At 42.9% G+C, this 13,205-nt stretch carries 10 protein-coding genes and 3 pseudogenes; 8 read left to right on the plus strand and 5 right to left on the minus strand.

The window, feature by feature from the left end:
- The first annotated feature begins 16 nt into the window (after positions 1–16).
- Complete coding sequence (locus L4D78_RS09350; protein WP_428466663.1) at positions 17–808, plus strand: porin family protein; 792 nt, start codon at positions 17–19, stop codon at positions 806–808.
- A 147-nt stretch (positions 809–955) separates the two neighbouring features.
- Here the strand turns inward: L4D78_RS09350 and L4D78_RS09355 are convergent.
- The 4 genes and pseudogenes from L4D78_RS09355 to L4D78_RS09370 form a co-directional block, all read right to left on the minus strand.
- Positions 956–1,165, minus strand: a pseudogene (locus L4D78_RS09355) (oligogalacturonate-specific porin KdgM family protein); the annotation flags it as partial.
- Positions 1,162–1,496, minus strand: a pseudogene (locus tag L4D78_RS09360) (transposase); the annotation flags it as partial. The pseudogenes L4D78_RS09360 and L4D78_RS09355, both read right to left, overlap by 4 nt.
- A gap of 249 nt (positions 1,497–1,745) precedes the next feature.
- Positions 1,746–1,808, minus strand: a pseudogene (locus L4D78_RS09365) (hypothetical protein); the annotation flags it as partial.
- Complete coding sequence (locus tag L4D78_RS09370; RefSeq protein ID WP_428466664.1) at positions 1,787–1,957, minus strand: hypothetical protein; 171 nt, start codon at positions 1,955–1,957, stop codon at positions 1,787–1,789. The pseudogene L4D78_RS09365 and the gene L4D78_RS09370, both read right to left, overlap by 22 nt.
- A gap of 679 nt (positions 1,958–2,636) precedes the next feature.
- On the opposite strand from L4D78_RS09370, the gene L4D78_RS09375 reads away from it, so the two are divergent.
- The 3 genes from L4D78_RS09375 to L4D78_RS09385 all read left to right on the plus strand — a co-directional run bounded on the left by L4D78_RS09375 (position 2,637) and on the right by L4D78_RS09385 (position 7,394).
- Entirely contained in the window at positions 2,637–4,415 is a 1,779-nt protein-coding gene (locus L4D78_RS09375) for a sodium:solute symporter family protein (protein WP_428466665.1), read from the plus strand.
- 28 nt (positions 4,416–4,443) lie between these two features.
- Complete coding sequence (locus L4D78_RS09380; protein WP_428466666.1) at positions 4,444–5,700, plus strand: alginate lyase family protein; 1,257 nt, start codon at positions 4,444–4,446, stop codon at positions 5,698–5,700.
- A gap of 62 nt (positions 5,701–5,762) precedes the next feature.
- The gene (locus L4D78_RS09385; RefSeq protein WP_428466667.1) at positions 5,763–7,394 is read left to right on the plus strand and encodes a polysaccharide lyase 6 family protein; all 1,632 of its coding nucleotides are present in this window, start codon (positions 5,763–5,765) and stop codon (positions 7,392–7,394) included.
- Positions 7,395–7,474: 80 nt separating this feature from the next.
- Here L4D78_RS09385 and fabG read toward each other — a convergent pair whose 3' ends face one another.
- Positions 7,475–8,254 carry a 3-oxoacyl-ACP reductase FabG gene (gene fabG, locus L4D78_RS09390; RefSeq protein WP_428466668.1) on the minus strand — a complete coding sequence of 260 codons (780 nt, stop codon included), beginning with the start codon at positions 8,252–8,254 and terminating at the stop codon, positions 7,475–7,477.
- Positions 8,255–8,717: 463 nt separating this feature from the next.
- On the opposite strand from fabG, the gene L4D78_RS09395 reads away from it, so the two are divergent.
- The 4 genes from L4D78_RS09395 to L4D78_RS09410 form a co-directional block, all read left to right on the plus strand.
- Entirely contained in the window at positions 8,718–9,998 is a 1,281-nt protein-coding gene (locus L4D78_RS09395) for a nucleoside permease (protein ID WP_428466669.1), read from the plus strand.
- A gap of 112 nt (positions 9,999–10,110) precedes the next feature.
- Positions 10,111–11,133, plus strand: a complete 1,023-nt coding sequence (locus tag L4D78_RS09400; protein WP_428466670.1) for an ADP-ribosylglycohydrolase family protein — start codon at positions 10,111–10,113, stop codon at positions 11,131–11,133.
- Positions 11,123–12,076, plus strand: a complete 954-nt coding sequence (locus tag L4D78_RS09405) for a PfkB family carbohydrate kinase (RefSeq protein ID WP_428466671.1) — start codon at positions 11,123–11,125, stop codon at positions 12,074–12,076. The genes L4D78_RS09400 and L4D78_RS09405 overlap by 11 nt, the downstream gene beginning before the upstream one ends.
- A 174-nt stretch (positions 12,077–12,250) precedes the next feature.
- Positions 12,251–13,205, plus strand: a 955-nt coding sequence (locus L4D78_RS09410; protein WP_428466672.1) for an L-lactate MFS transporter, incomplete at its 3' end; no start/stop codon positions are given.

Consider the following 13,205-nt stretch of genomic DNA (forward strand, 5'->3'; position numbering starts at 1 on the left):
TACAGGAAAATAAAAAATGAAAAAGCTTGTAATTTTAATTGCTGTAGCAATGGCAGCACCAACCGCAATCGCGGGCGCAAAAGGTCAGATCTATTTTGGCCAAAACTACACAGATACAATCGAAGCTGGTGTAGACATTCAAGTAGACAATAATGTTCGATTTGGTATCGAGAAGGATGATAACGATTCTCGATTCCGTGTGGAAGGCTATGTTGGTTACAAGTTTAATGACCACCTAACGATGGACTTAAACTACCGTGAGTCGGACGAAATGGACACCAGTCTTGATGACCGACGTGTTCGTTTAGAATCGACAGTGTCAAAATTGGGCACACCGGAGTGGTTACTGCGTGATATTCGTATTCGTGCTGATTACTATGCAGATGCTGACGAGCGTGATAACGATTTCCGTGGTGAACTTCGTTTCCGTAACCGTGTTAGATTTGGTGATCTGCAGTGGAATTTGGTTTCAGAAATTACTGATATCAACCATGATGCACGTGAAGGTTCAAACTCATGGGACGATGGTAAATCTCGTACACAGTTCCTAGTAGCTAACGAACTGCACTACAAAGTGGGTGAAGCAACGGTATCGTACATTTATCAACCACGCTACACTCTGCGAGGCGAAGGTGGTTTCAACCGTATCCGTCACACGTTTGAAGTACAACAACGTTTCGACAACGAATGGCGCCTAAGAGCTGGTATCCGTAAAGTATCAACTCGTGATATCCACAGAGGTGATGCTCAAGGTAAAGACTGGAACGATGATTTCGTATGGCGTTTAGGTGCGGATTATCGCTTCTAGTTTGCAGCTAACAGCAACGAAACCATAGTGTAAATAAACGCTCCAATCAGCTTTGATTAGAGCGTTTTTTTATTGAAAAATCAGATTTCTAAATGGTAAATAGCTTAATGAAAGAGAAATCGATTGGTTCTTCGTTCTACACGTATATTAGAAGCTGTAAGTAATACCCACACGACTACGTAACTGGCGTGTAGAATCAGGATTACACGAACTACTTCAATTAATGTTATCTAGTTCAATGTAAGGTCTCCAATTCCAGTCTTTCCCTTTGTAACCAATTTTAAAATTGTAGTCCCACTCATAGTCGTTATCTTGAGAACCTGGCCAAGAGTCGCCTAGGAAATCTTCAGCATAATTAGGGCGTGTTGATCTTTGCTGTCATATCCTTTATCACAAACGTGGTATTAACTTCATCGAGTTGCTCAACTAAACTTTCGGCATGCACTATGTCGTGCCGTTGACCTTCTGATAAATCAAAGCAAATMGGTAAGCCGCCACTATCCACTGCTAAATGAATTTTCGTTGAATTGACTCCACGGCTTTTTCCTATTTGTTCAGAGCTTTCAGTAGCCGCACCTGTACTATGTTGGTGGGCTCGAACAATAGAGCCATCTAAGAAGAGCCATTCAAAATCAGCGATGCTTGATAAACGATTGAAAAGTTGACCTAAAATACCTTTCTCTGAATAGGGGAACAGCGTTTCATCGGTTTCGATAATGCCTTCAAGCCCTGATGCGTTCAGGGTTGTAGGTAGTTCCAAAAATCGGTGTCGCCATAGGAATGAGGTCTTGAGATTAATACCGCACTCTCTGGCACTGACACGAAGTACTTTGCTCTCCAGCATGCATTTCATGTAATGACCCCATTGTTCTTTGTAATGAAGACGTGCCAACGGTGTTCCCGTTGTTGCCATAAAGGTTTTCAAACAGTTCTTACAGCGATACCGCTGCATACCATTTACTTTCCCGTGACGATTTATCAGAGATAGCAGTGAGGGCATTCAGGATTATCAACAAGTCGTTGCTCTAAGTCCCTGATGATATGGGAGCTTGGGTCTGTCCCTTTGAGTAACATCTCAACATGGGTGAATTGGCTGTCGGTTAGTTCACCCAGTTGGATGACTAGTTTACGAAAGTGAGCTTGGAGCATAAACATTCCCTCCAGTTGACGCTTACTTTAAGTACAGCAACAACTGAAGGGAACATAGCGTTTCTGATTGCGTCATAGTTCCTCCGTTAGATTGGAAAAACTATGACAAAGTATTATTGTGATTTGAATGTGGGGGGTAATTAGACGCTTACTTTGTATTCATGACGTACATCAATAGAAGCAGCGCTAACTTGACCAGCAATAAGTGCTGAACCGACAAGAAGCATTAGGCGAGAATGTTTAAACATAATATAGGTATCCTAATTATCATTACGAATAAAGTAATACAATATTATTAAGCTGTTTATTATCTTCATAGTGGGTATCTTTGCTTTTGTGATCGCTATCGGTGTGACTTGGCGCACGCTAAATATTCAAATGAATATTTATCAATGCTTTATGTTTGGTGTTTTATTTTATAATTTATTGGTTGGTATATTTGTTGTGTGATTAAGATCATATTAAATAATACTTATAATTATTTCTGTATGTTTATCGCGAAGGGGTAGGTGTTGATGAATTAATTTAAGTGTATGTTTTTAGTTATTTAAATGTTTTGTATTACTTTTGTTTGTTTTTATTAGAGATCCGGATCACGTATAAAGCTTATTGTAGTACAAGTTCTGGTTGGTTTTTTTTATAGTGAATACAGACATTAAAACTACAAAGGACAATAACGATGGATCTTAATACAAGTATCGTCGGCATCTACTTTCTATTCTTGATTGCAATAGGTTGGATGTTCCGAACGTTTACGAATACTACCAGTGACTACTTCCGTGGAGGCGGCAGCATGTTGTGGTGGATGGTAGGTGCTTCAGCATTTATGACGCAATTTAGTGCGTGGACATTTACAGGTGCTGCAGGTAAAGCTTATGACGATGGCTTCGCCGTTGCGATAATCTTTTTGGCAAACGCCTTTGGTTATCTGATGAACTACTTATACTTCGCACCGAAGTTCCGTCAAATGCGGGTGGTTACAGTCATTGAAGCTATTCGTTTACGTTTCGGTAAGCATAACGAGCAAGTTTTCACTTGGTCTGGCATGCCTAACAGTGTGATTACTGCAGGTATTTGGTTAAATGGTCTTGCCATTATAGCGTCAGGTATCTTCGGCTTTGATATGACCACGACGATTGTTTTGACCGGTCTTGTTGTGTTGATTATGTCGGTTACTGGTGGTTCTTGGGCGGTTATCGCATCTGACTTTATGCAGATGGTCATTATTATGGCTGTAACAGTAACTTGTGCTGTTGTTGCGATAATCCAAGGCGGGGGCGTTGGTGAAATTGTTAATAACTTCCCGGTTCAAGAAGGTGCTTCGTTTGTTTCTGGTAACAATCTAAATTACTTGAGCATTTTTGGTCTTTGGGCGTTCTTCATCTTCTTCAAGCAGTTCAGTATTACTAACAACATGTTGAACTCATACCGTTATCTAGCGGCGAAAGATTCAAAAAATGCAAAAAAAGCAGCGTTATTAGCTTGTATCCTCATGACAATGGGTCCACTGATTTGGTTCATGCCTTCATGGTTTATCGCGGGCCAAGGTGTTGACTTAGTCGCTCAATACCCAGATGCGGGTTCTAAAGCCGGTGATTTTGCTTACTTATATTTCGTTCAGGAATATATGCCAGCGGGTATGGTTGGTCTTCTGATTGCTGCAATGTTTGCTGCAACCATGTCTTCAATGGATTCAGGCCTAAACCGTAACTCGGGTATCTTTGTTAAGAACTTCTACGAGCCAATTCTGCGTCCTAACGCGAATGAAAAAGAGCTAGTTATTGTTTCTAAACTAACGTCAACGTTCTTTGGTATTGCAATTATTCTGGTTGCTCTGTTCATCAACTCGCTCAAAGGACTTAGCCTGTTTGACACCATGATGTATGTCGGTGCATTGATTGGTTTCCCGATGACTATTCCTGCTTTCTGTGGCTTCTTCATTAAGAAAACACCGGATTGGGCTGGCTGGGGTACGCTTGTTGTCGGTGGTATTGTTTCTTATTTTGTTGGCTTTGTTATTACTGCAGATATGGTACAGGGCTGGTTTAACCTAGAGCCGCTAACAGGCCGTGAATGGTCAGACTTGAAAGTTGCTATTGGCCTAATTGCTCACCTGGTATTCACCGCTGGCTTCTTTATTCTGACAACGGTGTTCTATAAGCCTCTTCCAGAAGAGCGCCAGAACGATGTTGATCGATTCTTCAATAACCTTGCAACACCAATTGTTGCTGAATCAACTGAACAAAAGCAATTAGATAATAAACAACGTCGCATGCTTGGTTCACTGATTGCTGTCGCAGGTGTGGGTGTAATGGCGATGTTCGTGCTACCTAACCCAATGTGGGGACGCCTGATCTTCGTATTGTGTGGTGCCATTGTATTAGCTGTTGGTTTGTTGCTTGTTAAAGCTGTTGATGATTCGGTTGAATCAGCAGACTTAGCGACAGAGCAAAAATAATTTACAATTTGAATATCGGAGTTTCAAAATGTTGAACAAAGCAATTAGTAGTGTTGTGATAGCCAGCGCAATGTTTGCAGCGCCTTTATATGCGAGCGATGCCTTACCAAATACCGTTTTCTTTGATGCAGAATTGATTGCAGAAAGTAAAGCGCGTATTCACAACGACACTGCAACGGTTGAAGCACAAGCAAGCTATGAGCGTTTAATTGAAGAAGCTGAATCAGCAATGTCTGTTGGTCTACTTTCTGTCACAGATAAAACGTTACTACCGCCAAGTGGTGATAAAAATGATTACTTCTCGATAAGCCCATATTGGTGGCCAAATCCAGATACTAAAGATGGTCTACCTTGGATCCGTCATGATGGGAATACCAACCCAGATTCAAAAACGGATGCCACAGACTCTGTTCGGATTGGTTTATTTACCCGCTCTGTACGTGCGCTTGGGGTTGCTTACTATTTCTCGGGTGAAGAGAAATACGCAGAGCAAGCAACAAAAATGCTGCGTCATTGGTTCATTAATTCCGACACTCGCATGAACCCAAATGTGCGTTATGCGCAAGCAGTACCTGGGGTCGATGATCAGCGCCGAAGTGGCATGATTGATTCACGCAGCTTTTCAGACCGTTTAGTTGATGCATTGTCTTTGCTTGAGACCTCAGAGCATTGGACTGCTGAAGATGATGTGGCGATGCGTGCATGGTTAGGAGACTTCCTTGATTGGTTAATTACGTCAGAGCAAGGTACTGCTGAGATGTATTCACCCAATAATCATGGAACGTGGATGCAGGCACAAATTGCGGGTATTGCTTACTATCTAGGCCGTGAAGATATCGCAAAAGTGGCGGTTGCTAACACGAAGTGGCGTATCCGTGAACAGCTTGATAGCAAAGGTACGCAGCCAGAAGAATTAGCGCGTACGCGCGGATACCACTATAGCTACTTTAACTTGGATGCAATGGCATATCTTGCGCAGCTTGGTGACAAGATGGATGTCGATATTTGGAATCATGACTACCGAGGGCGTAACATGAAATCGGGTATTGATTATGTTGCTCAGTTCCAGAAAGCAGAAGAGTGGCCACATAAAGATAATGATGTGAAGAAAGGGCGTTTCCAAACATATCGCATGCTAACCGTTTACCGTAAAGCAGATCTTGCTTGGGGCACGAATTACTATGATGACGTGATTAAGCAGATTGGCTTTGGTAATGCAGATTTGAGCAACCTTTCACAAGTTTGGGCAGAGCGCGATGCATACCTGCTTTATCCAAAACTGTAATCGCTAAACCTTCTTATCAATGAACGCTCTGGGCTGTTTTAGTCCAGAGCAAGGAACTTCCCATGAATAAACTAACCCCAATTGCTGCAGCTCTTGCTGCAACAATGTCTTTGGCTACTTTTCAGGTTGCGGCAAATACTAGTGATGTAGCATCAGTACAACAAAACGTCGTGACTGCAAATACAACACTTTCATCAGCCATGGTTCTTGAAGAACTGAGTAGCGAACAGCTTGTTGCTGGTACAACTCGAACATTGGTTGATATTAGTAATATTCCGCAAGTAAGTGATGTTGCTGTCGCTGCGTTAAAAGATCAATTAGTGAACGCTAAAGATGGCGATGTTGTAGAGATACCAGTTGGACGTTATGCCAATTTAGGTGTGGTAAAAATAACGGCTAATGGCGTGACTGTAAAAGCGGCACAAGAAGGTACGGCATTATTTACTGGTTTAGTTCAGTTAATCACACAAGGCGACGATATTACTTTAGACAGCCTAGTGTTTACTGAAGGCGGCCCAGCAGAACGCATGGGTGGCATTAAGCTTGAAGGTAACCGGAATACACTAAAGAATTCGACATTCCATTATTTCATTGAAGACTATGCTTATGAGCCTGATGAGCGCCGCAGTGAGTACCCTAAATACTTATGGGTTTCGCTATGGGGTAAAGATGGCAAGGTGATTAACAATCGCTTTGAAGGAAAACATAAGCGTGGCACGTTAATTGGTATTCAGAAAAATATCGATGATAAGGCCGATAATCATATTATCTCTGACAATATTTTTTATTCTCAGAAGAAAAACCAGTTTAACGAACTCGATATTAAAGAAGCTGTTCGTTACAACGGGAATAGCTGGGAAGCGATCCGCATTGGTGATTCAAAGAGCAGTCAGTGGCCGTCACGTACTCAGTTCATTAATAACTTGTTAGTTGATTCAGATGGCGAGCGAGAGCTGATTTCTGTTAAATCGGGCGAAAACCGAATTGCAGGAAACACCATTTTTGAAAGCGCTTCGATGATCTCGTTACGTCATGGTAAAGGCAACATCGTTGAAAATAATGTCGTACTCGGTAACCATAAGCAACATACTGGTGGCATCCGTATTTATGATGAAAATCATATTGTTCGTAACAACTACCTAATGGGTCTACGTGGTGCTGGTGGCCAAATTGCGGGTAATGCTGACGTTCGCGGTGGGGTAGTCATTAATACCGGTATCATCAATGTTCAAGATGGTGAAGTACTCGATCAGTCAGTCAAAGGCAAAGAGCTGAATAAGCAGTGGACACCGAAAAATATATCAGTTGAAAGCAATACGTTGGTTGATGTTGAATATGGCATGGTACATGGTAACCAAACTCACCGTGTAAGCCTGTTTGATAATAGCCAAGTTGAGAATACATTTACTGGTGATAAGGTTGCATTTAGTCAAAATGTTGTATTTAACGTAGAAGATAATCTGCAATCATTGCGCGCAGATCCAAAGGCTGAATTAACGAACCCTTCGTATAGCGATGAAGTGTACTACGGTGCTACGCACGGTATGGACGCTCTGCCTGTGGGGATTTCAACAGAGAAGCCAAGCTATAAAATGGTCAACGGTTTTTATCAATTTGATGGCGTTGGTGCTGATGTGAGCAAACTAAATGTACTAACTGCTGATGAGGTAGGGCCGACTTACCGCTTCCAATAATCAAGTTACCTCTAAGTACATTTATTAAGAGATAAAGGAAATGTCGTGCTTTAAGCACGACATTTTTTGGCTTAATCTATTTATAGACCGTCAAGCGCTTCTAAAGATTCAGGCAAAATTTGACCGCCATCCACAACGATTGTTTGCCCTGTTATATAGCCCGCTTCATCTGAGGCAAAGAATAGGGCGGTATTACCAATATCGTCAACACTTCCTAAGCGGTTCTGTGGAATAGATGAGGCCATCGTATCCAGATAGTCTTGCCCCAAATCCTGCAGACCTTCGGTGTAAATATTCCCAGGCATTACGGCATTAATTGTAATCCCTGAGCGTGCAAGCTCAATGGCCGCTGTTTTTATGAATCCTAACTGGCCTGCTTTTGATGCACCGTAGTGTGACCATCCTGGAAAACCAGTAACAGGGCCTGTAATAGAAGAAGTCACGACAATGCGCCCTTTACCCTGTTCCTTCATAAATGGTGTTACGGCTTTCACACTTAAAAATAGGCTTTTTAAGTTGGTGTTCATCACTAAGTCCCAGTCTTCCGGGTCCATATCAGCTAGGCTAGTCTGTGGGAAAATACCAGCATTGGCGCACAGTACGTCTATACGGCCATGTGTTTCACGGACCGATTCTGCCATTTTGTTCATCTCTTGCCAGTTGCTTACATCAGCAAGATAGTATTCAGCTGAGCCGCCATTGTTACGTATTTCTTCAGCGGCGGCTTGTGACGCTTCTTTACCTCGAGCCACAATTATTACTTTTGCCCCTTGGCGAGCGAAGACTTGTGCGATCCCTTTGCCAATGCCTTTGCTGCCGCCTGTAACAATAACAACTTGATCTTTAATTGGTGTAAGCATGTCTGACTCTCTCATTATGTGTTTGAGTGCATGCTATTGTAGTGGCAGTATAATTGCATTAGCTACTTTGTAAGAATTTCTTAATTCAACTTATGGTAATAAGTAACTGTTATATATGGATTTAGCATATAGCTCCCACCTATTAAAAGTCGGTGCGGCGATAGTCGATTTAGATGTGTTTAATTGTTAGCCTCACAGTGTGCCTTCTATAGACTCCCTGCGTGAACAGCCAAAGTTGTTTATCTTGTAGCCCAACCCCCTATAGAGGGTAAAGCGTGTCAGTTCCATTTTTTGAATCCTACACTTAACAAATAGCCGAGAAGAGAAGTAAAGCTAAGTCATTGTTTGTTGATATTTCTAATATTAAAAATACAACAGTGATCACTCTTCGAGCTATCTGGTATTGCTTTGGTATTACTTTAGTAATAACTTTGGTCTTGCCCTACTACTAAAGGAAATAATAATGACTAAAACAAATACAAAGCTGTCATTCATGATGTTCATTGAATGGTTCATCTGGGGAGCTTGGTTTGTTCCCTTATGGCAGTTTTTGAATACCAGTGGATTTACCCCAACAGAAATTGCGTGGTCGTATGCATGTACGGCTATTGCGGCGATTATCTCTCCGATTTTGGTTGGTTCAATTACAGATAGATTCTTCCCCGCCCAGAAAGTGTTAGCAGCACTTCTACTCGCGGGAGCTGGGTTAATGTACCTCGCTGCGCAGCAAACGGAGTTCTCTAGTTTCTTCCCGATATTGTTGCTGTATGCACTAACGTACATGCCGACAATTGCGTTGACGAATACGATTGCATTCTCACATGTAGAAGATGTAGAGCGTGACTTCCCGCGTATTCGTGTGCTTGGTACTATCGGTTGGATTGCGTCAGGTATTGTCTGTGGCTTCTTACCGGGTTGGTTAGGCTACGGTGACATCTCGGCAACGAATATCCCGCTACTTGTGACTGCAGCAAGCTCGGCACTGTTAGGCGTATTTGCACTGACGTTGCCAAACACACCACCACAAAGCACAGGTAAACTGAGCTTAAAAGTGATGCTTGGTCTAGATGCACTCGTGCTCCTGAAAGACAAAAACTTTTTAGCATTCTTTGTTTGTTCTTTCATGTTCAGCATGCCACTCGCGTTCTATTACATTTTTGCCAACGGTTACTTAACAGAAGTTGGTATGAGTAATGCTACTGGTTGGATGTCTTTAGGCCAGTTCTCTGAAATCTTCTTTATGCTAGCGCTACCTTTCTTTACCAAACGATATGGTATTAAAAAGGTATTAATGCTTGGTCTATTTACCGCAGCTGTCCGCTATGGCTTCTTTGTCTACGGTAGTGCTGATCAGTGGTACCTGTACTCATTACTATTCGCAGGAATTTTGCTTCACGGTGTGAGCTATGACTTCTACTTCGTGACTGCATACATTTATGTAGACAAAAAAGCACCAAAACACATGCGTACCGCCGCACAAGGCTTAATTACGCTTTGTTGTCAGGGTTTAGGTAGCCTACTGGGTTATAGCCTTGGTGGTGTGATGATGGAGAAGATGTTTGCTTACGAAGAGCCGGTTAATGGATTGACGTTTAATTGGTCAGGTATGTGGGGCTTCGGTGGCGTCATGATAGCTGTCATCCTCGTTGTGTTTATGTTCTTCTTCCGCGAATCAGATGGCGAGATCAGCGAAATTTCAGTTGAAGGCGATAACGAAGTAAAGCAAAAAACAGCTAACGCATAACCTTAGTAATATTGTGAATACGTAGCTGGTATTCCGCCCGCCTTATCTCAAATTAGACTGGTTAGTTTAAGGCGGGCGACGTTCAAATTTTAGTTTTTTAGGTGTAGTCAGAATGAATAACAATACAGAAAATCGAATTCTTGGTGCGTTTTATGGTCAGGCTTTGGGTGATTCAATGGGAATGCCTTCTGAACTATGGCCTCGCACCCGTGTAAAAGCACACTTCGGTTGGATTGACCGCTTTCTTCCGGGTCCAGCAGAAAATAATGCAGCGTGTTATTTTGAAGCCTGTCATTTCACCGATGATACATCAATGGCCCTTGCCCTTGCCGATGCGATTTTAGAGTGTGAAGGTCAAATAAACCCAGATGTAATCGCTCGTAATGTGATGACTTGGGCCGATGGTTTTGATGCGTTTAACAAGAATGTTTTTGGGCCTTCTTCAAAAGCAGCAATGAAAGCGATTAAGGCAGGCACGCCAATTGCTGAGCTTGAGAATAATGGTGTAACCAATGGGGCGGCAATGCGCGTTTCACCATTGGGTTGTTTGATGCCGACGTGTTCACTTGACGATTTTATAGAGCAAGTATGGTTGGCATCTAGCCCGACGCATAAATCTGATGTTGCAGTTGCTGGTGCTACTGCAATTGCTTGGGCGGTATCAAAAGCGGTTGATGGCGAAAGCTGGCAAAATATTAGCGATCAATTACCTGCGATTGCTAATGCCGCTCAGAATAGAAACATCACCACATTCAGTGCATCAATGGGATCGCGTATAGAGTTAGCTTTATCAGTAGTACGTGAGACAACGGGTGTCGAAACGACAATGCAGAAGATCTACGATCTTGTTGGTACAGGTACAAGTACCATTGAATCGGTGCCGGCTGCTATTGCGATGGTAGAGCTTGCGAAAACCGACCCTAACCGTTGTGCGATTCTATGTGCCAACCTAGGAGGCGACACCGATACTATTGGCGCAATGGCCACGGCAATTTGTGGTGCGATTAACGGTATAGATAGCATTGATACTGAGCTGAAAGCCCAGCTTGATGCTGCCAATCAGTTAGACTTTACCAAATACAGCAAAGCCTTTACCGAGCTTCGTGCCGCTAAGGAGGGCAATTATGCCTCATAACGCATTATTGCAGCTCATTCCTACATTGCGTAATCAGCGCCAGCTGTGCGTAATTGGGGCGGCTGTTATTGATATCGTTACTGATACTCCCGCGTTGCCAACGCGGGGAGGTGATATCGAAGTTGCTGAGAAAGGACTGCACATTGGTGGGTGCGCACTAAATATTGCCATTGCCTTGAATCGCCTTGGGGTTGAGTCACTTAATGCGCTGCCATTAGGCAAAGGTAATTGGGCGAGTTTAATTGAGAAATCCATGGCGGAGAAAGGTATTGTCAGCATGCTACGAAACGAGCGTGCAGATAATGGCTGGTGCATGGCGTTGGTTGAACCCGACGGTGAACGTACCTTTATCTCGGTAAGTGGGGTTGAAAACCAGTGGGATACTGATTTACTGACCAGTATCGAATTGAATGATGATGCATTGATTTATGTGTCGGGTTATCAGTTAGCGTCTGAGTCCGGTGATGTATTAGTTTCGTGGTTAGAGAGTCAGCCTGAAGCAACGGATATATTTGTTGATTTCGGTCCTCGTATTGCTGATGTCCCACCTCAGTTATTCTCTCGCTTGCTAGCATTGAAACCGATAGTATCTCTAAACCGCCAAGAAGCTGAAGTTTTAGGTATGGTGTCATCAGAGGCCTTTACTCAGAGCTGGTATCAAAAATACCAGTGTCCATTGATTCTACGCATTGATAGTGATGGCGCTTTGTTTGCAGATGAAAAAACCTCGGGTTGCGTGCTGCCATTTAAAGCCAATGTTGTTGATACCATTGGTGCCGGTGATTCTCATGCTGGTGGAGTACTCGCCGGACTCGCTTCTGGTTGGGAACTGCCTGATGCCATGCTCCTTGGTAATGCTGTAGCGTCCTATGTTGTTAGCCATCAAGGTGGTGATTGCGCGCCAAGTCAAAAAGAAATATCTGATTACTTATTACGTTATTAATATCATTTGAGTTAGTCACTACTTCAAATAAACAAATAAGAAAGAGAAGCCCGATTTTGTGCTTCTCTTTCTTTCACTTACTTCAAATAATACCTATCTGAATAAGCTGCCGTATGTGGTGATGAGCTGTTGCTTCTTCTGTTAGGTATTAGCTGGTATACCGTGGTTATATTTATGAATCTAAAAGCGAAAGCCGTTCGTATTCTATTGGCGAGCTGTGGCGTTAATCTATGCATTGGTATTTTGTATGCTTGGAGTGTCTTTAAAAATGCATTAGTGGTTGAGCAAGGCTGGACGAATGCAGAGGCCTCATTTCCTTATACGCTTTCAATTGTTGTACTCTCACTTGCAGTGTTGGCCGCTGGTGTCGTCCAAGATAAAATCGGTCCTCGCAAAGTCTTAATGACTGGCACCTTGCTGGCAGGTGCGGGGATGTTGTTGTCATCAGTGACGTTGTCACCCGTGGTGCTAAGTGTCACATTTGGTGTACTGACCGGCTGTGGAATCGGATTTGGCTATGCGTGCTTAAACCCAGTTGCAATGAAGTGGTTTCATCCATCTCGCAAAGGGATTGTGAATGGGTTAATTGCAACGGCGTTTGGCGTTGCTTCTATTTACCTTGCGCCACTCGTTACTTATTTAATTGAGCAATACGGTATTAATCAGAGCTTTCTGATTTTAGGCTTTGCGCTGCTGGCGATAGCTTTTCCACTGGCATGTACTATTGATAATCCGCCCAAAGGCTATGTGCCAGAAGCCCCCCAACAACCGAGTAATGGAATAAACGCGTCTGCAAGCAATGAACAGCCTACACTCGATGTTCCATGGCGTAGTATGGTTAAAAAGCGTGAGTTTTATATTTTGTGGCTAATGTATGCGTTTTCATCCGCCGCGGGCTTAATGGTGATTGCTAATATTACATCGATTGCTGCGATTCAGGCTGACATTACCGATGCTGCCTATTTGGTCGTAGCCCTAGCCATATTTAATTCAGGTGGACGACTGGCAACGGGGTTGTTATCAGACAAAATTGGTGGGGTCAGAACACTGACGCTGGCCTTTGCCCTGCAAGGTATCAACATGATGTTGTTTGCAAACTATGACAATAGTTTTTGGTTAATTGTTGGGG

Origin of the sequence: Photobacterium minamisatsumaniensis, from assembly GCF_050336695.1 — a bacterium.
Taxonomy (GTDB): Bacteria; Pseudomonadota; Gammaproteobacteria; order Enterobacterales; family Vibrionaceae; genus Photobacterium; species Photobacterium minamisatsumaniensis.